Below are 18,718 nucleotides of genomic sequence, written 5' to 3' on the forward strand. Positions count from 1 at the left end.
GGCACGAGGTTCTTCATCGAGGGGGGCGACAGCCATCACTCCGAGCAGGTTGAGTGATTCCTCGGCGGCAATGAGTTCAGCGAGCTGGAGAGCATCGGAGGGCTGCACACCTCCACGACCGGGATCATTAGTGAGGTTCAGCTGCACAAAGCAATCAAGAACATCAACTGGGCCGGGTTCTGCCGCCGCGAGCGTGCGGGCGAGTTTGGCGCTATCCACCGAATGCACGACCGAGGAATAAGCGCGAGCGGCTTTTGCTTTATTCGACTGCAGCTGGCCAATAAAGTGCCACGTGAGACCCTCCAGGCTCGAAAGCTCAGCAGACTTAGCTTCCGCCTCCTGGTGGCGGTTCTCCCCCACATTGCGCACGCCGAGGTCGTAGAGATCACGAACCAGGCTGGCCGGGTGAAACTTGGTCACGACAATGGTCGTGATCTCGTCGGGCTGACGCCCTGACGCGCGCGCAGCATCTGCAATGTCGGCCTGAACCGACTGCAGGCGCTGAGCTAGCGACACCTACTTGAGGAAGTCGGGAATGTCGAGGTCGTCGTCGATGTCGGCGTAAACCGGGGTGACCGAGACGTGCTGGTTGGTTGCTGGAGTCGAGAGAACGGCAGCGAGCTCGTCGTCAGAGAAGACACCCGTGCTCGAGCTGATCACGGTCGACTCTGCGTAGATACTCTCACCGGCGGGAAGGACCGAACCAGTGTCGCTAGTCGCAAAGTTCTTGCGCGGCATGGGCTTGTGGGTGGGCTCGCCACCGTCGAAGCCTGCTGCGATGACCGTGACGCGAATCTCGTCGCCGAGGGTGTCGTCGATGACGGCACCAAAGATGATGTTGGCTTCGGGGTGCACTGCTTCGCCCACGAGCGCTGCTGCGTCGTTGATTTCGAAGAGGCCAAGGTTGGACCCGCCCTGAATGGACAACAGAACGCCTCGGGCGCCTTCGATGCTGGCCTCAAGCAGGGGTGAGGCTACGGCCAGCTCGGCGGCCTTGATGGCGCGGTCTGCACCGCGCGACGAACCGATACCCATGAGGGCGGATCCAGCGCCCTGCATGACGGACTTCACATCTGCGAAGTCCAAATTGATCAGACCAGGGGTCGTGATCAAATCTGTGATGCCCTGAACACCGGCCAGGAGAACCTGGTCTGCCGTGGCAAATGCCTCTTGTACTGAGATGCTGCGGTCGCTGATCTCAAGCAGGCGGTCATTGGGAACAACGATGAGTGTGTCGACCTCGTTGCGCAGTGCGGCAACACCCGACTCAGCCTGTGCGGCACGACGACGGCCCTCGAAACCGAATGGCTTGGTCACAACACCGATGGTGAGTGCGCCGATCGACTTGGCAATCTTGGCAACGATGGGGGCGGCACCGGTACCGGTTCCACCACCTTCACCAGCGGTAACGAAGACCATGTCCGCGCCAGCGAGTGCTTCTTCGATTTCTTCTGCGTGGTCTTCAGCTGCCTTACGTCCCACCTCGGGGTCTGCACCGGCGCCGAGACCGCGAGTGAGCTCGCGACCGATGTCGAGCTTGACGTCGGCTTCGCTGAGCAGGAGTGCCTGTGCATCTGTGTTGACGGCAATGAACTCAACACCCTTGAGACCGAGCTCAATCATGCGGTTCACAGCATTGACGCCACCACCGCCGACGCCGACGACCTTGATGACGGCGAGGTAATTCTGATTCATTGACACGTTGTGGCCTCCGCTAGAACCCTAAAGTTCAAGTCGAACCTTAAAGTTATGCTCAGTATGCATTTCTTGATTTGAGAGTAAGTCGAAGGCACCTACTCCCTCGCGCGACACGCCAGAAGAAACGAGATAGGGGAAATAATTAGCGAACGACAGCCGTCTTGGGAGACGAGACGTCATACTCACTGACCGAGCCAACGGGGTTCACAGCGAGCAATTGAGACAACACACGGTTCTTCATTGCTGCATTTTCTGGACCACCCCAGAAGACGCGAGCACCACCGGTCAACACCAGGGTGACGTCATCTGTGGTGTTCGCGATGACTTCTTCCAGCTGACCTGCCAATGCACTCGGCAGCGACAAAATCACATCAATAGCTGCCTTGAATCCCTTGGAATTCACGTCTCCGCCCTCAACCGTGATGAGGGGAACACCTGGGATACGTTCAGTGGAAACTTCAAGCACAACACCGGCTGGATCCACCATGGTGAGGTCCTTATTGACCATGACGTAGCCAATCGGGCTTCGTTCCACAATCTTGATCACAAGGGTGTGTGGCGGAACAGCCACAGTGGAGTAGCTCTTCACCAGCGGTTGAGCTTCGACAGCTTTTCTCACAGCCCCCATATCCACCAGTGGAAGGGGCTTGTTGATCTGAGGCTGCAGTGCAGCCATGATCTGATCTGCGGGAACGCGGGTGGCACCTTCAACAACAACTGCTTGTAAAGCAAGAACCGGGGTAAATACACCGATTCCAACGAAAATCATGACTGCAGCAAGAGAGCCCGCAATAGACGCCCAAATAATCTTCCTGCGACGAAGGTGAGCAGTAAATCGGCGCACTTCATCGCGCTCAAATGCCTTACGCGCCTTGACGGCCTCTTTGAGCTTCCTTTTGGCTTCAGCCGCTTCGATTTGAGCTTTGGTCAACCGTCGGGCAGGACGACGAGCTTCCTTGCGTGGTTGAACTTCAGGAGCTTCTGGGCGCGCTGGTTCGCTCGTGGGGCGACGAATTCCTTGAACACGACTTCCCACCGCGTCAACTCGCTCCGGGCGTGCAGGTACCGCTACAGGGCGCTTGGGAGCCTTGGCAGCGGCTTTCTCGCGCGCTTTCTGAGCTTTTCGCTCAGCTCTCGTGGGTTTAGTCGGCTTGGTAGCTTTAGGAGGCTTAGCTGGCTTAGCCCGCTTCGCAGGCTTTGGCTCCGGTGCAGGTTGAGCTGAAGGCCGAGCCTGAGATTGAGGTGGCCGAGGCGGAGGTGTTACTCCACCAGGCCCAACTGGACGCTTCACGAGATCTACTCAGTAGCTTCGAGAGAGGCCAGGATCTGCGGAATGATGCGATAAACGTCGCCACAACCCAGGGTGATGACGTAGTCACCCGGCTGAGAAATTGCAGCGATGTGATCGGCGGCTGCCTGCCAATCTGCGATGAAAGCAACTTTGGACTGGTCGGTGAATTTCTCAGAAACCAATGCACCGGTCACCCCGGGAACAGGATCTTCACGAGCTCCGTAAACATCCAACACCACAGTGAGATCTGCGTCATTTTCCAACGTGTGTGCGAATTCTCCGCAGAAATGTTGGGTACGGCTGTAGAGATGAGGCTGGTGAACGGCAATCACGCGACCTTCGCCCACAACCGTGCGGGCTGCTGTGAGAACAGCATTGACTTCGGTGTGGTGGTGAGCGTAGTCGTCATAGACGCTCACTCCTCGACGAACACCATGAAGTTCAAAACGACGCTCCGTGCCGCCAAATTCAGAGATACCTGCCAAGGAAGAAGCAGCGTCAAAACCTAGACCCACCAGGGTGGCAAAAGCACCCGCGGCGTTAATGGCATTGTGTCGTCCAGGAACCTTGAGCTGGGCGGTGTATTTCGTACCCAGGTATTCAATCGTGAGGGTCACTCCCCCCGTGCTGGTGTCAATGTGAGCAAGGCGAACATCAGCATGCGCTGCTTCACCAAAGGTCATCACGCGAGGTCCTGAAATCTTGCTGGTTACACGCACAGCACCAGGGTCATCACTTGAGATGACCACAAGTTCCTTCGCGGCAGAGGCGAAATCAACAAAAGCTTGGTCAAATGCTTCGAGCGATCCATAGTGATCAAGGTGATCGGCATCCACGTTGGTGACCAACGCAACCGACGTGTCATACAACAGGAAAGAACCATCTGATTCGTCTGCTTCGACGACAAACAGTTCTCCCTCGCCATAAGCCGAGCTCAGTCCGTAAGACTGAACAACACCGCCGTTGACGAAACTGGGGTCAGCACCGAGCTCTCGCAAGCCGGTCACAATCATTCCGGTCGAGGTGGTCTTTCCGTGTGCCCCTGCGACAGAGACCAGTCGAGAGTCGCGGGTGAGCCATTCCAGCGCTTGAGAGCGGTGCAGGATGGTGAGACCGCGCTCTTGGGCAAGCACATATTCAGGATTGTCTTGCCAGAGTGCTCCCGTGACCACCAAAGTTTGAGCGTCACCAAGGTTGTTCGCGTCGTGTCCGATGTGAACCTCAACACCGAGTTCGCGCAGTGCCTGAATGTTTGAGGAATCCCTCACGTCAGAGCCCGTCACCGTGATGCCATTGGCTAAGAAAAGACGAGCAATTCCGCTCATGCCTGAACCGCCGATTCCCACCATGTGCACGGTGCCCAAATTTTCGGGGGCAACAACGCTGGGGTCTGGCTTAATCACAGGCGAGCTTTCTTCTCTATGGCAGCAAAAAGCTACCGACTTCCGTTATAACGCAGAAAGCTGAGGCTAAGCCGATGACAGGGCGGCATCAATGAGATTCATCATGCGCGCTGTTCCATCACGCATTCCCACCGAAGCTGCATGGGTACCCATGTTTTCCAACGCTGCCTCATCACGCAGAAGAGGAATGAGCGTAGTAGCTACCCATCCGGGTGTGAACCGAGCGTCCTCAACAAGTACGCCACCGCCCGCTTTGACAACACCTGCTGCATTGAAGCGCTGCTCACCGTTACCCACCGGATAAGGCACATACACTGCCGGAACTCCTAGTGCAGAGAGTTCAGACACCGTTGCCGAACCTGCCCGGGAAACCACCATATTGGCCGCGGCGAGTGCGAGATCCATGCGGTCGCAATAATCCAGAGCGACATACCCAGGAAGAGACGGGAGTGATTCTGGCTTGTTTTGTCCCACTATGTGAAGCACCTGGTAGCCGGCAGCGACGATGTCGTGAGCCGCGGCAGCAATCGTAGTGTTGATCGACCGAGCCCCTTGAGAGCCACTGGTAACGACGAGAACGGGGCGGTTAACCTCGAGCCCAAAGTGAGCGCGAGCCTGACGTCGCTGAGAAGGAATATCCAGAGACTCGATTTCCTTCCTCAGTGGCGTCCCCACCGTCACAGCGTGCGGAAGGGGTGTGCCCGCGAAAGTCACACCCACGAAGGGAGTGCGTAGGGCGCCCCAGCGGTTTGCAAGACCAGGCTTGGCGTTTGCTTCATGAATGACAAATGGAATGCCTGCTTTTCGGGCTGCTGCATATGCCGGAGCAGCGGTATACCCGCCCACGCCCACCACAACATCAACATCACGTTCACGAATGAGCGCACTGATTGTCGAAACGGCTTGGGGCCACCCTTTCGCGAAGTTTCGAGAGGAGGAAATGAATCCTCGAAGACGTGGGAACGGAATGCGAGGAATGACAACGAGTTCATAGCCACGCGCAGGGACGAGAGTGGCTTCGAGCCCCTCGGCGGTTCCCACACAGACAATTTGTGCCTGTGGGTCACGCAAACGAATTTCATCTGCCATCGCCAACATGGGGTTGACGTGCCCAGCGGTACCTCCACCGGCGAGAAGATAACTTGTCATCGGCTCTGACCCTGGGCTCTGGCTGCAGGACGGTTTCGCTGTCTTACCTGCGGGCGCCCTTGCTGACGTTTGACAGGCTTCTCTTCCTTGGTGAAGGAGAGCACAACACCAATGGCGAGCAAGGTCATGATGAGGGCGGAACCACCTGAGCTCAAGAGCGGCAATGGAACACCCAGGACGGGCAGCACGCCCACAACAACACCGATGTTGACGAATGCCTGTCCCACGATCCAAATCATGATTCCACCAGTCACGATGCGAACCATGGGGTCATTAGCCATCCGAATAATCCGAACGAACGCAACTGCCAAGATGACGAAGAGAGCGATGACGACCATGCAGCCGATCAAGCCAAGCTCTTCTCCAATGATGGCAAAAATGTAGTCGTTATCGGCAGCAGGCAACCAAGACCACTTAGCCTTGGACTGCCCTAAGCCCACCCCAAAGATTCCACCATTTGCCAGTGCCCACTTGCCGTGAAGCGGCTGCCAGCAGGCGTTGGTGTAGTCGGTGCAGTTCTCATTCAAGAACGACATGATGCGCGCCATACGGTTGGGGCTAATTAACGCCATAAACATCACACCAATGGCGCCCAGCACCAACGGAACGGCAATCATTCGGGCAGCTACACCCGAGAAAGCCAAGCAACCCAGCACAATGGCGAACAAAATAATGACTGTTCCCAAGTCTTGACCCAGCAGCACAACAAACATGGCGATATATACCGGGAAGATTCCGCCGAAGATACGGAAACTGTATGGGCCAACGCGGTCAACGATTGCCGGCAAGTTCACACCCAACCACACCGCAATGGTGAGTTTGATCATCTCAGAAGGCTGGAATTGAACACCGATATCGAGCCAGTTACGGTTACCACCTGATTCAACACCCAAGGGGGTGAACACCAAGAGCTGAAGGCCAATCGTCACAAAAAGGGCAATATTGGCCCATTTGCGGAAAAACACCAGAGGAAGTCGGCTAATTCCCAACATCAAAGGCAGCGCGATGATCGCTGCAGCAGCTTGGGTTAAGAATCCAACAAAGAACCCACCGCTTTGCAAGAACGAGTCCACAGCCGATGCTGACAGCACCATGATCAAACCCAAGATCACGGTGAACAAGGTCACCCCAGCAAGGAGATAAAAGTTAGGAGATTCTGCGCGGAAAGCTTTTTCCAGCTTGAACCGGGTTGCCAAACCACCAGGTCTGGTCTGTGCAGAAGAAGATTTCTGGGCTGGTCTTGCCGTTGACTTCGGGGCAGTTGCCCGCGGCGCAGCGGCTGGTCTGCGGGGCTGGTTAGTGCGAGGCGGAGTCGCCATCCGCCTCACCTCCAACTTTGTCTCGAACTGCCTGAGCGAAGAGGCGTCCTCGCTCGGCGTAGTCGGTGAATTGGTCCATCGAAGCTGCAGCTGGAGCCAACAACACCACGTCACCGCTGTGTGCTAAATCTGCGGCCAAGTTCACGGCGTGAACCATGACATCACTAGTGTCATCCGCCTCAACCTCGAGCGCGGTGACCCCGGGCGCGTGTCGCTCGAATGCTGCTTTCACAGGTTCTCGGTCAACACCGATGATGACTGCTCCCCGCAGGCGATGTGCATGCCGTGAAACGAGGTCATCGATGTTCACGCCCTTGAGTAATCCCCCGACAATCCAGACGATGGATTGGTTTGCCGTCAGTGATGCGTCTGCCGCGTGAGGGTTAGTAGCTTTCGAGTCGTCGATCCAGGTGACATCCCCCACAGTGGCAACAACTTCGTTGCGATGAGAATCCAAACTGAATGTTTTCAAAGCCTCGTAGATTGCTTCGGTGGGAGCCCCAAAGGAGCGCGCTAATGCACTGGCTGCGAGAATATTTGCCACGATGTGTGGGGCGGCAAGTCCACGCTCTTCTAGGTCACGAATTGTCGTGATTTCCAGAGCAGTGGAATGGCGGTCATCCAAGAATGCGCGATCACACAGGATGCCATCAACCACGCCTAGATCGCTCTTACCTGGTGCACCCAGATCGAACCCGATTGCCCGAGCTCCTTCCATCACATCGGCGTTTTCCACCATGCGCTCGGTGTACTTGTCTGCCTTGTTATAGACACACGCAACCTGGGTATTTTCATAAATCTTTGCTTTAGCAGCAACATATGCTTCGAAAGAACCGTGCCAGTCCAAGTGATCATCTGCGATGTTGAGCACTGCTGCTGAATAAGGGTGAACGCCCGTCATCCAATGCAATTGGTAGCTGGAGAGTTCCACGACAAAGACATCGAAACCTTGAGGGTCACGGACAGCATCTAAAACAGGAACTCCGATGTTGCCGCAGGGGGCAACTCGGTAGCCGGCTGCGGCCAACATGGCGGCAGTGAGTTGAACCGTGGTGGTCTTGCCGTTAGTACCCGTAACCATGAGCCACTGTGCAGTTTTGACCTTGTCGCGTACACGCCAAGCCAACTCGATATCTCCCCATACGGGAAGGTGTCGAGATGCCGCCCACATCAAAATCTTGTGGTCTGGGTGATATCCCGGAGAGACAACGATGAGTTCGGGATCAAACTCCACTAGCTCGTGGGGAATGTCTTCCCCGCTTCGCTCTTGCACATAGGTCGCACCAATGACATCAACCATGGTGATGCGCAGTTCCTCAGCGCCGGCAGCGACCACCATGACCCGGGCACCGAGCTCGGCAAGAGTATCTGCAACGGAGAAACCGGTGACTCCCAGGCCTAAGACGGCAACGCGTAACCCTGCCCAGTCGGCATGCCAACTAGTGAGGGTGCTGAGATCGCGCGGTGAGGTCATCTGTGACCGACTAGCGCGTGAGCCACTCGAGGTAGAACATGCCCACACCCGTGATGACAAACAGTGCAGAGATAATCCAGAAGCGCACCACGACCGTCACTTCCGCCCAGCCTTTGAGTTCAAAGTGGTGGTGAATAGGCGACATCAAGAAAATGCGCTTGCCCTTAGTGAGCTTGAAGTAACCGCGCTGGACGATAACCGAACCGGTATCGATGACGAAGAGTCCAGCAAGAACAATGAGGAGAAGTTCGGTCTGGCTCAAGATAGCCAGAGCGGCCAATGCGCCACCCAAAGCCATGGAGCCGGTGTCTCCGAGGAAGATCTGCGCTGGAGAAGTATTCCACCACAAGAAGCCAATCAGGCCTCCCACTATGGCTGCTGCCACGATGGCGAGATCCAGTGGGTCCCTCACGTCGTAGCACTTGTAAGCAACTTGTGGGTCGAGGCGGCCACTGAAGCAAGACTGGTTCTGCTGCCAGAAGTTAATGATGACGAATGAACCAATAGTGAAGATTGAGGCGCCGGTCGCAAGCCCGTCTAAACCGTCAGTGAGATTCACTGCATTTGAGGTACTGGTCACAATCAAAATGATCCACACCAAGAAAGCTGCGATAGCCAGCCCCCCACCAAGCACCGCGAAATTGAAGTGCGTGTTCCGAATAAACGAAATACTCATCGACGCCGGGGTGACACCGTTTTCGTCGGGGAAGTTGATTGCCAACAAAGCAAAGATCACAGCGACAATGACCTGGCCAAAGACCTTGGGCCAGCCAGTCAGACCTAATGAACGCTGTTTGTGCGTCTTGATGAAGTCATCGATGAATCCCACCAAACCCAGACCTGTCATCAGGAAGAGCACCAAAATCGCAGGGAGTTCGATGGTTGAACCGGTGAGAAGAGATGCCAGGAAGTAGGAGATGATGACACCCACAACAACGACAATGCCACCCATGGTGGGTGTGCCCTTTTTCGCGTGGTGAGCATCGGGGCCACCATCGCTGATGAACTGTCCCCAGCCCACCTTGCGGAAGATCCGAATGAAGACCGGAGTCATCAACAGGGTGAAGAGCAGTGAGAGTGCGCCGGCGAGAAGTAGGGTACTCACGCGTATGCCTCCCCTAGTCGATCTCCCAGGAACCGGAGCTTCGCCGAGTTCGACGATTTCACCAGAACAATATCTCCTGCGCGAAGCAGGCTCGATAGGTAATCGTAAGCCTCATCAGGGGTCGAGTAGAACTTCGACTCACCGTCCCACGAACCCTCGTTGATGGCGGAAATGTGAAGTCGTCGGGCTCCATCGCCCACGACGACGAGTTGGTCAATTCCCAGACGAACAATGAGCAGTGCCAAGCGGTCCTGTTCTTCACCGGCATATTCGCCCAGTTCAGCCATTTCACCGAGCACAGCGATGGTGCGATTGTCTGGGCCTGCAACCTGACGCAGGGTCTTCAATGCGGCAGCCATCGAGTCCGGGCTGGCGTTATAGGCATCATTGATGACGGTGACGCCATTGCCACCCATCAATTCCATGCGCCAGTGTTCGGCGCGTGTAACGGACTGCAGGGAGGACACGATGAGGTCAAGGTCAAACCCCAGTTCCAGTGCGACTGCAGTAGCTGCCGCCGCGTTCATCGCGTGGTGCTCTCCTAGGACTTTAAAGCTGACATGGGTTTGCCCCACTGGCGTGTGCAGATCAAACTCTGTGCCAGTGATGCTCGAGGAAATATCCGAAACACGAACGTCGGCAGAAGGATTGTGGCCGAACGTGATGACCCTGCCCGGAGCTGCGGATTCCATCGACATCACCCGAGGATCATCCGCATTGAGAATGGTGACACCCTGGTCCCCGAGAGCTTCTACGAGCTCTCGTTTGGACTCCACAGTGACCTCAACGCCGCCAAACTCTCCGGCATGGGCAAGACCGACCATCAACACCACTGCAATGTCTGGCTGAACCATGTCAGTCAGACGCGTGATGTGACCTTTCCCGCTGGCCCCTAATTCCAGAACGAGATAGCGGGTTTCTTCAGAGACCTTCAGCATCGTGATGGGTGCGCCCACCTCATTGTTGAAAGAGTCACGAGGATAAACAGTTGGCCCAACTTGTTCACACATCGTGGCAACAAGGTTTTTGGTGGTGGTCTTCCCGTTCGAGCCGGTGATCCCCACCACGGTGAGGTTCCCTCCCGCACGAACACGGGCAACGACTTCAGTTGCTAATGCCCCCATGGCAACAACGGTGTCGGCAACAACTATCTGTGGAACATCCGTGACCACCTCATGGTCCACGATGACCACTGCAGCCCCGTTCTCCACTGCGGCAGGAACAAACAAGTGACCATCGGTGACCTCGCCAGGTTTCGCCACAAAAATGTCGCCGGGTGTGATCAAGCGCGAGTCGGTGTCGGTCAACCCAGACACAACAGTGTCTGCAGTCGCTCCAGAACTACCCAGAACGAGTGTTCCGGACATGGTTGCCGCGATGTCTGCCAGCGTCATCGAAATCATGATGTCTCTCCTTGAGGTGTGTAGCCCGCCTCGGAGAGAGCAGCTGTAATTTCTTCGCGGAAGTTGAAGGGAATAGTTCCACCGGAAACTTCACGTTCGGTTTCATGGCCAGGGCCTGCATAGACGATGGCGTCCCCCGCCCCCGCTTGGGCAATTGCTCGAGCTATTGCAGTGCGAACATCACCTTCTTCAATCACTGTGGCAGAAGAACGTGCAGCCGCAGCGCCCTCCAACAAAGCAGCACGAATGGCAGCAGGATCTTCTGTGCGGGGATGGTAATCCGTAATCACCACAACGTCTGCGCCCTCAGCGGCAATCTTTCCCATGGCATGACGCTTGGTAGTGTCTCGATCCCCATCAGCACCAAAGAGGAACACAACCTTTCCAGGTGTGACCTCTCGCACAGCTGTCAGCAGACTAGAAAAAGCATCAGGTGTGTGACCGTAATCGAGGTAGAAAACGGGGCCGGAATCTCCAGAAACGATCTCTGTACGACCAGGAACGACGACATCAATTACCCCAGCACTTCCGAGTGCATGGGCAATGTGTTCAAGATCGAAACCGGATTCCACCAGCATGACTATTGCCAAAGCCGCGTTGGATGCCATGAAACTACCCAACAATGGCACCGAAGCAGTGAGCTCTCGACTATCAGGTCCTGTCAGGACAAAGGAGGTTGCTCTCTGTGACTGTGCTGTCACGGTCATTTTCCACTGAGCAGTTGCCCACCCAACTGAACCTGGAATGGTTGCCACCGTCGTAACCGGGATATGGGTTTCCTCAGCCAGGCGAACACCCCATTCGTCATCGACAGTGATGACTCCCCTGCTTGCCACATCAGAGCTGAAGAGCTCTGCTTTTGCCGCGAAATAGTCTTCAAAGGAGGCGTAATCATCAAGGTGATCGTGACTCAGGTTGGTGAAACCCACCACGTCAAAGTGAATGCCGTCCACGCGATGACGACTCATCGCTTGAGCAGAGACTTCTAGGCACACAGCTCGAACAGAAGATTCCAGCATTCGAGCAAGTAGTGCATGTACTTCTGTGGATTCTGGGGTGGTCAGACCGCTGACCATAGCTACATCCCCGATACGACGTTCTGCTGTGGAACTCAGGCCACTCTTGAGCCCTAATTGGCTCAGCAGTGCCGAAAGGATATAAACAACCGAGGTCTTCCCGTTTGTCCCGGTCACGCCAAAGACCGTGGCATCAACTTCTTGGGTGCGATAGATCCACGACGCAATGTGGCCAAGAGACTGGCGAACCTGTGGCACAACCACAACAGGAATGCCGCAACCCTGAGCGATCTCGGCGCCTTCAGAGTCCGTGACAATTGCAATAGCACCTGCCTCGACAGCAGCAGAAACAAAGCGTGCACCATGCACCTTGGCGCCAGGCATTCCCACAAAAATGTCACCGGGGCGAACATCTTTGGTGGTGAGAGTGATACCGGTGACTTCGATATCTTCGAGTGAATCTTCTGATGAAAGACCTAATTCGGTGACCAGTCCTGCCAGCGCTCGTGGCTGAGGATGCTCAGGCCTTAACGACCCCACAAAAGCACCCACGCGAGCACCACCTTTCCTTGCCTCAAGTCTACGTCTGGGGAGAGCTTAGAAGCGGATTGGGAAGTCCGGTGCTTCACCCTGAGATGGCTTGATGCGGTAACGCTTGATGACCTGTTGTTCAATAGCTTTGAATACTGGAGGACAGACCATTGAGGTGAACGTAATCTTGGGCTCAGCAATCACGACAGTGATGATGTATTGCGGGTCATCGGCTGGGATCATGCCCATGTTGGAAACAACATATTCTGCCTTATAGCCACCAGCACCATCGGGCTGCTGTGCAGTACCGGTCTTCATCGCTACGCGATAACCGGGGACAGATACTTCCTTGGTAATCCAGCCCTTTGTTACAAAGTTTTCCATCATGCCGATGACCGTTTTCGCGGATTCAGGCTTGATGACTTGAGTAGTTTCAGGAACGTCGGGCTTGACCACGGTTCCGTCTGGCATGGTGCAGCTCTCTACCAAAGTGGCGGGGATGAGCTTTCCATTGTTTGCGATGGCTTGATAGGCGCTCGACATCTGGATGGCAGTCGTGGCAACACCCTGGCCAAAGGTGACGGTGTAGTGAGTCTGGTTATCCCAGGCATCAGAGGATGCCAAGATACCTGCAGATTCTGCTGGGTAACCTGAGGCTGAAACGGAGGACAGACCAAACTTCAGCATGTAGTCATAACGTTGATCTGGGGCCAACGTGTCACCGAGCTGAGACATTCCCACGTTGGAGGACTGTTCTAAGACACCAGTCAAGGTCAGAGGCAACGTGCCGTGCATCACAGCATCGGTCACTTCTGCGCCATTGGGGAATTTCATGTAATAGGGATCCCAGACCTGAGTTTCTGGGGTAGCCAAACCGGTATCGATCAACATCGATGCCGTGATGGGCTTCATGGTCGATCCAGGCTCATACGGACTCATGAACGCGCGAGAACCACGATTAGCATCAGCGGTGGCATCCACATTGTTGGGGTCCAGCGTGGGGTAATCAGCAACAGCGAGTAGTTTGCCTGTCTTTGCTTCTTGGACGACTGCGATACCCCACTCGGCCGAGTACTTGTCTACCTGCTTGGCCAGCGACTGCTGCACAAACCACTGCAAATCCGAATCAATGGTGAGCTTGAGTGTGCCACCATTTTGGCTCTTCACACTCGTCACGGTGCTGCCAGGAATACGAACACCATCAGCTCCACGCTGATACATCTCTTCGCCATTCACGCCAGCAACACAGCTATCCCAGCCAGTCTCTAGACCTGCCTGTGCAGAACCGTCAGCACCTACAAAGCCGAGAAGGTTTCCGGCCACAGCTCCATTGGGATACGTGCGGCCTGGAGCCTGTTCATAGAAGAGCCACGGGATTTCGAGAGCGTTGAGAGCGCGGAAAGTATCCACGTCAACGGCCTTCTTGATGTAGGCAAAATCGGACTTGGGGTTCTCAGCAAGTGCATCAGCAATGATCTTGAGAATCTCTTCAGGCTTCTGCCCGGTTAGTGTTCCAATTTCGATGGCAGCTTGCTGAGGGGTGATGGTGACCTCTGAACGGTCAGTTTGACGCAAGAAATCTTTCGCGTTTTTGGGAGAAACGGTGACGTTGTAGCGCATCACACTATCGGCGAGGACGGTGCCGTTTCTATCTGTGATCTGCCCACGCTTGGAATAGACCGTGGTCGGAATTGAGCGCTTATCAACCGATTGCTGGGTCAGCGCTGCTGCTTGAATAACTTGAATATCAACCAGCCGAATAACAAAAACGGCAACCAAGAAAACCACAAACGCCAGCACAAGAGTTGCGCGGAATTTGACCGGATTGGTTCTCACACACGTTCCTTAAACACTGCTGGGATTTTCTTGCTGTTTCCAGCTCTCGCCTAGCGAGTTGCGACGCCAGGAAGGCCGTTTGTCAAAGCTACCGGCCCAGCTGGAACGACTGCGGCAGGCGCGCTGTCTGTGACCGGAGCGGTCTTTGCTGCTTCAGCAGCAGCTTTCTTTGCAGCTGCGGCTTTAGCTTCTGATTCCTTCTGAGTGACCAGCGTCACACCTGTCAGAAGAGAGTTGGGAACAGCTCCCTCAGCTCCAGCGATCAAGCCGGAGGTTGCAGAAGCTGGTTCTGGGGTTCCCAGAACAGCACCGTCTGAAAGACGAAGATAAACCGGAGTGCTGTTGTTGACCATTCCCAAAGCCTCGGCATTAGCTGCCAAGTTCTGTGGTGAAGACAAACGATCCAGATCCTGGTTCATGGTCTGGTAACTGCGTCCAAGTTCCTTGTTTGACTGCTGCATGGCAGCAATTTCATAGGCGCCAGAAGCAACAGCAACAGACAGAAGAAGATTTGAAATGATGATGCCAAAGATCACACCGACGGTGATGATTGCGTAGAACACGCGGGGACGTGCTTTGCGCTGAGCGCGAGTAGCAACAACCTGAATCGAAGGGCGCCACGCTGTTGCCTTGTTCAGCGAGGTGCGTGCCTTGAGGGCGAGATTGCCCTGAATGGTGGGAGCTGATCCTCGCTGAGGTGCAGCTGTTGCAGAGGTACGAGCAGAAGGCTTCGTTGCCATCTGTGGTCGAACCTGGGGGCGAGAGATACGCGATGCGTTCAGAGTGCTCATGCAGCCTCCTTGATTCGTTCGGCTGCGCGCAGTCGAACGGGTGTTGCACGAGGGTTACGTGCCTTTTCTTCGTCACTAGCCAGTTCTGCGCCACGGACGAGAAGTTTGAGTTCGGGCTTGAATTGTTCGAGCTCGACGGGAAGCCCCACAGGAGCAGACGACGCAGCACCGGTCTGCAAGAAGCCTTTGACGATGCGGTCTTCGAGGGACTGGTAGGACATGACCACGATGCGGCCACCCAGAGCGAGCTTGCCCAATGCTGCAGGAATAGCTGTTTCGAGAACTGAAAGCTCTTGGTTCACTTCGATACGAAGTGCCTGGAAGACGCGCTTTGCGGGGTGACCAGAGTGTGACAGTGCTGCTGGTGTTGCCACAGTCAGAATGTGAACCAGCTGGCCGGAGCGGGTGATGGGCTCAAGTTCACGATTGGTGACAATTGCCTTGGCATAGCGAGCTGAAAGCTTTTCATCTCCATATTTGTGGAAGATGTTGCGCAGTTCGTGTTCGCTGTAGGTCGCAATAACGTCAGCTGCGGTGATGCCCTCGGTCTGGTTCATACGCATATCCAGCGGTGCATCCTGCGAGTAAGCAAAACCACGCTCTGCACGATCTAGCTGAAGAGAGGAAACACCGAGGTCAAACAAAATGCCGTCGACCGATGCAATTCCCAATCCATCTAGTGCTTCTGCAATTCCGTCGTAGACGGTGTGCACGAGGTGTACGCGGTCCCCGAAGCGAGCGAGACGCTCACCAGCGATAGCCAAGGCGTCGGTATCGCGATCGAGACCAACCAGAGTGAGTTCGGGGAAACGTGTAAGGAACGCTTCTGAGTGGCCACCCATGCCAAGAGTTGCATCTACGAGAACTGCACCTGGCTTCTCTAGCGCTGGAGCAAGAAGCTCGACACAGCGTTCCAGAAGTACGGGGGTGTGAATGTCGTTGAGTGTCATATTGAATCTGGATTCGGCCTCAGATCCTGATCCCCATCCAGGTCAACCTGCTTCCGGGGAAGTGGAGTCAGGGTGCACAGGCTGGGAGTCAGAACCTCAGGACTAGAAGAGTCCAGGAATCACCTCCTCCGTGGTGTTGGAGAAGGCTTCTTCGTTGGCAGCGAGGTAGGTGTTCCAGGCCTCGGTGTCCCAAATCTCTACGCGGTTACCCGCACCGATAACGGTGAGATCGCGATCCAAACCTGCGTACTGGCGCAGGTTCACCGGAAGAGTGATGCGGTTTTGGCTGTCGGGGGTTTCTGAGCTTGCCCCGGACAGGAATACGCGCAAGAAGTCACGTGCCGACTTGCTCGTGACGGGTGCTTGACGGATTTTCTCGTGGAGGTCGTTGAACTCCGCAGCACTGAAAACGTAAAGGCAGTTCTCTTGACCACGGGTGACCACGATGCCTTCGGCCAGTTCATTGCGGAATTTCGCAGGCAGGATGACGCGTCCCTTGTCATCGAGCTTGGGTGAGTGAGTTCCTAAGAACATCTGCGTCACCCCCTTTCACAACCGGCCTTGTTGGTGATATCTCCACTTTACTCCACTTCCCGCCACAAGTGTTAAAAATTACCCACATTTTTGGCACGGCGTGTCGAGTTATCCGCTAATTTACAGGGTTTAAGTAGGTGGAGGGAAATGGAGCAATGGGGATTAACCTGGATCGGTTTGGGCGCACAAAAAAACCGCCCCGAAAGGCGGTTAGTTGGAGGTGATGTTTAGCTAGAGACGGCCACCATCGCGCTCATCCCAGCGCTGTTCCATGCGTTGCATGAACGAGCTGCCGGTGGAGCGGGTTTTCTTCTGGCTAGGAGTAGCGGGAGCACCTGGCTTTGCTGCAACCAGAACACCAACAAACATGAGAGCAAAGCCTGCAATGCCGATGGCAATCATCTGTGTCATGACCCCAGCTAAGAGGCCGCCTAAACCGGCGAGCGCAAGAATGACACCCAACACGATGGCACGGTAGTTGGGGCGAGGCATACCCACGAATGCAGTCGAGGTGACATCTGCATCGTTTCCATAGAGGTTACGTTCCATCTCATCGAGAAGACGCTGCTCGTGCTCTGACAGTGGCATGTGCTTCCCTTCTGGATATTGATGGCGTGTAGTGCTCGAAGTCTTAGTGTACCTGCGCTGGCCTAGATAGGCTAGGCGCATGCGTGACCAAGACACATGGGTTGAACGAGTAAACACTCGTCTGGACCAGTTCATCACTGACCATGAATCCATTGTGCGTGAGGTTTCCCCCGATTTGGAACCCTTCCTGCAGTTTTCACGGGAGTTTCTCAGCGGTGGAAAACGTTTTCGTGCTCGCTGTGCACTCCTGGGTTATGGAACTCAGCATGAAAACACTCCCGACCACGTCATCGACGTAGCGAGTGCACTTGAGATCTTCCACGCCGCCGCCCTGGTCCATGACGACATCATGGATAAATCAGACACCCGCCGCGGAGCGCCCTCAGCTCACCGTCGCTTTGAGAAGCTGCACCGCGAATCAGGCTGGGCGGGCACGAGCGAAGACTTCGGCACCTCTTCAGCCCTACTTTTCGGTGATCTTCTTCTTGCCTTCAGCGATGAGCTGTTCTCGACCGGTATCGCGGCAGAGACCAACCGGCCTGCAGTTCGTGCCTCACGTATTGAATTCGACCGCATGCGCATTGATGTCACTGCCGGTCAGTATCTCGACATTGTGGAAGAACGTGCGTGGCCTGTCATAGACAAGCTCGATGCACTCACCCGTGCACAGCGCGTTGTTGTCTACAAGTCGGCAAAGTATTCCATCGAGGCTCCCCTGGTTATTGGCGCTGCTCTCGGCGGTGCAACTCCGGAACAACTGGAGTCACTGCGAGCCATCGGTCTACCACTGGGTATTGCTTTCCAACTTCGTGATGACTTGTTGGGTGTTTTTGGTGACCCCGCGGTCACGGGCAAGCCTGCGGGTGATGACTTGCGCGAAGGAAAGCGCACGGTTCTCATTGCTCTGGCTCAACAAGAACTCCCAGCCACTGCCATTCGCTTGATGGATGAACTGCTTGGTGACTCGAGCCTCGATGATGCTCAGATTGGCATGTTGCAGGCAACCCTGACCAATACCGGTGCTGTTGACAAGCTCGAGCAGGTTATTGAAGAACAAGTAGTTCTTGCACAACGAGCAATAGCATCAGCAGGTTTCAGCGATCTCGCCACTCACGGCCTGACGCAGCTTGCTGCGTTGGTTTCCCAGCGCGCTTCGTAATAGCAGTTCTAGAGAAGTGCCTGCGCGATGCGTCGCACTTCTGCTTTGCGGCCTGCTTTGAGTGCGTCAACCGGCGACACGGTCAGGCTTTCTTCTTCAGTGATCAGCCACTGAACCAGCTCATCACCGTCAAAGCCGACGTCTCGCAATAACACGATGGTTCCCTGCAGCGCTGGCAGTGGTTCGCCATCATGGATGAAATCGGCGGGAACTTTGAGTACGCCATCAACACGAGTTGCTGCGAGAACGTTGTCTTCGATGAGTCGACGTACTTGGCTCTGATTGAGTCCGAGGACCTCCATCAGGTCTGGAATCGTCAGCCACTGGGTCTGGGGTGTTTTTGCGTTAGCCACCCCTCAAGCGTGCCACAGGTAGCTCAGTGGCGCGAACACGTGGCTAATCTGCGACACGCCGAATTCACTACACGTTAACCTTCAAGCTGAGGTAGAGACTGAGCCAATCTTTTAATGG

General features: G+C 55.4%; 17 protein-coding genes. 1 reads left to right on the top strand and 16 read right to left on the bottom strand.

The window, feature by feature from the left end; translation table 11 throughout:
- From Q0362_RS07840 to Q0362_RS07910, 15 genes are all read right to left on the bottom strand, one after another.
- A partial coding sequence (locus Q0362_RS07840; protein WP_298122255.1) for a YggS family pyridoxal phosphate-dependent enzyme occupies window positions 1-516 on the bottom strand: 516 nt, incomplete at its 3' end.
- Window positions 517-1,701: a cell division protein FtsZ gene (ftsZ, locus tag Q0362_RS07845; RefSeq protein ID WP_298122258.1), complete on the bottom strand. Its 1,185-nt coding sequence runs from the start codon at window positions 1,699-1,701 to the stop codon at window positions 517-519.
- Window positions 1,702-1,840: 139 nt separating this feature from the next.
- Window positions 1,841-2,734, bottom strand: a complete 894-nt coding sequence (locus tag Q0362_RS07850) for an FtsQ-type POTRA domain-containing protein (RefSeq protein WP_298122261.1) — start codon at window positions 2,732-2,734, stop codon at window positions 1,841-1,843.
- 260 nt (window positions 2,735-2,994) lie between these two features.
- On the bottom strand, window positions 2,995-4,392 hold the full coding sequence (gene murC, locus Q0362_RS07855; protein WP_298122264.1) for a UDP-N-acetylmuramate--L-alanine ligase: 1,398 nt from the start codon (window positions 4,390-4,392) through the stop codon (window positions 2,995-2,997).
- A 66-nt stretch (window positions 4,393-4,458) separates the two neighbouring features.
- Window positions 4,459-5,541, bottom strand: coding sequence for a glycosyltransferase (locus tag Q0362_RS07860; RefSeq protein WP_298122267.1), 1,083 nt, complete (start codon window positions 5,539-5,541; stop codon window positions 4,459-4,461).
- A complete protein-coding gene (locus Q0362_RS07865; protein ID WP_298122270.1) occupies window positions 5,538-6,860 on the bottom strand; it encodes a putative peptidoglycan glycosyltransferase FtsW in 1,323 nt (440 codons plus the stop codon). Before Q0362_RS07865 ends, Q0362_RS07860 begins: the two co-directional genes overlap by 4 nt.
- Window positions 6,838-8,334 carry a UDP-N-acetylmuramoyl-L-alanine--D-glutamate ligase gene (gene murD / locus Q0362_RS07870; RefSeq protein WP_298122273.1) on the bottom strand — a complete coding sequence of 499 codons (1,497 nt, stop codon included), beginning with the start codon at window positions 8,332-8,334 and terminating at the stop codon, window positions 6,838-6,840. Before murD ends, Q0362_RS07865 begins: the two co-directional genes overlap by 23 nt.
- 10 nt (window positions 8,335-8,344) lie before the next feature.
- Window positions 8,345-9,439 carry a phospho-N-acetylmuramoyl-pentapeptide-transferase gene (gene mraY, locus Q0362_RS07875; RefSeq protein ID WP_298122275.1) on the bottom strand — a complete coding sequence of 365 codons (1,095 nt, stop codon included), beginning with the start codon at window positions 9,437-9,439 and terminating at the stop codon, window positions 8,345-8,347.
- Window positions 9,436-10,842, bottom strand: a complete 1,407-nt coding sequence (murF, locus tag Q0362_RS07880; RefSeq protein ID WP_298122280.1) for a UDP-N-acetylmuramoyl-tripeptide--D-alanyl-D-alanine ligase — start codon at window positions 10,840-10,842, stop codon at window positions 9,436-9,438. The genes mraY and murF overlap by 4 nt, the downstream gene beginning before the upstream one ends.
- Entirely contained in the window at window positions 10,839-12,410 is a 1,572-nt protein-coding gene (locus Q0362_RS07885; protein ID WP_298122282.1) for a Mur ligase family protein, read from the bottom strand. Before Q0362_RS07885 ends, murF begins: the two co-directional genes overlap by 4 nt.
- A 45-nt stretch (window positions 12,411-12,455) precedes the next feature.
- Window positions 12,456-14,225, bottom strand: coding sequence for a penicillin-binding protein 2 (locus Q0362_RS07890; protein WP_298122285.1), 1,770 nt, complete (start codon window positions 14,223-14,225; stop codon window positions 12,456-12,458).
- Between the two features lie 50 nt (window positions 14,226-14,275).
- Window positions 14,276-15,016 (bottom strand): hypothetical protein, encoded by a 741-nt coding sequence (locus Q0362_RS07895; RefSeq protein ID WP_298122288.1) that lies wholly within the window; start codon window positions 15,014-15,016, stop codon window positions 14,276-14,278.
- Complete coding sequence (rsmH, locus tag Q0362_RS07900) at window positions 15,013-15,966, bottom strand: 16S rRNA (cytosine(1402)-N(4))-methyltransferase RsmH (RefSeq protein ID WP_298122290.1); 954 nt, start codon at window positions 15,964-15,966, stop codon at window positions 15,013-15,015. Before rsmH ends, Q0362_RS07895 begins: the two co-directional genes overlap by 4 nt.
- Window positions 15,967-16,068: 102 nt before the next feature.
- On the bottom strand, window positions 16,069-16,500 hold the full coding sequence (mraZ, locus tag Q0362_RS07905; protein ID WP_298122293.1) for a division/cell wall cluster transcriptional repressor MraZ: 432 nt from the start codon (window positions 16,498-16,500) through the stop codon (window positions 16,069-16,071).
- 231 nt (window positions 16,501-16,731) lie between these two features.
- The gene (locus Q0362_RS07910; RefSeq protein ID WP_298122296.1) at window positions 16,732-17,088 is read right to left on the bottom strand and encodes a DUF3040 domain-containing protein; all 357 of its coding nucleotides are present in this window, start codon (window positions 17,086-17,088) and stop codon (window positions 16,732-16,734) included.
- A 79-nt stretch (window positions 17,089-17,167) separates the two neighbouring features.
- Here Q0362_RS07910 and Q0362_RS07915 point away from each other — a divergent pair, with 79 nt between their 5' ends.
- Window positions 17,168-18,247 carry a polyprenyl synthetase family protein gene (locus Q0362_RS07915; RefSeq protein WP_298122299.1) on the top strand — a complete coding sequence of 360 codons (1,080 nt, stop codon included), beginning with the start codon at window positions 17,168-17,170 and terminating at the stop codon, window positions 18,245-18,247.
- Window positions 18,248-18,255: 8 nt separating this feature from the next.
- Here Q0362_RS07915 and Q0362_RS07920 read toward each other — a convergent pair whose 3' ends face one another.
- The gene (locus tag Q0362_RS07920; RefSeq protein ID WP_366099791.1) at window positions 18,256-18,600 is read right to left on the bottom strand and encodes an Rv2175c family DNA-binding protein; all 345 of its coding nucleotides are present in this window, start codon (window positions 18,598-18,600) and stop codon (window positions 18,256-18,258) included.
- Window positions 18,601-18,718 lie beyond the last annotated feature (118 nt).

The organism is uncultured Aurantimicrobium sp. (genome assembly GCF_936931525.1).
GTDB lineage: Bacteria > Actinomycetota > Actinomycetes > Actinomycetales > Microbacteriaceae > Aurantimicrobium.

Excerpts from the sequence above, each read along its gene's own strand:
- Q0362_RS07865 (WP_298122270.1), bottom strand. The coding sequence starts at position 6,860 with ATGGCGACTCCGCCTCGCACTAACCAGCCCCGCAGACCAGCCGCTGCG.
- mraZ (WP_298122293.1), bottom strand. The coding sequence starts at position 16,500 with ATGTTCTTAGGAACTCACTCACCCAAGCTCGATGACAAGGGACGCGTC.
- rsmH (WP_298122290.1), bottom strand. The coding sequence starts at position 15,966 with ATGACACTCAACGACATTCACACCCCCGTACTTCTGGAACGCTGTGTC.
- Q0362_RS07860 (WP_298122267.1), bottom strand. The coding sequence starts at position 5,541 with ATGACAAGTTATCTTCTCGCCGGTGGAGGTACCGCTGGGCACGTCAAC.
- murF (WP_298122280.1), bottom strand. The coding sequence starts at position 10,842 with ATGATTTCGATGACGCTGGCAGACATCGCGGCAACCATGTCCGGAACA.
- Q0362_RS07910 (WP_298122296.1), bottom strand. The coding sequence starts at position 17,088 with ATGCCACTGTCAGAGCACGAGCAGCGTCTTCTCGATGAGATGGAACGT.
- Q0362_RS07915 (WP_298122299.1), top strand. The coding sequence starts at position 17,168 with ATGCGTGACCAAGACACATGGGTTGAACGAGTAAACACTCGTCTGGAC.
- murD (WP_298122273.1), bottom strand. The coding sequence starts at position 8,334 with ATGACCTCACCGCGCGATCTCAGCACCCTCACTAGTTGGCATGCCGAC.
- Q0362_RS07895 (WP_298122288.1), bottom strand. The coding sequence starts at position 15,016 with ATGAGCACTCTGAACGCATCGCGTATCTCTCGCCCCCAGGTTCGACCA.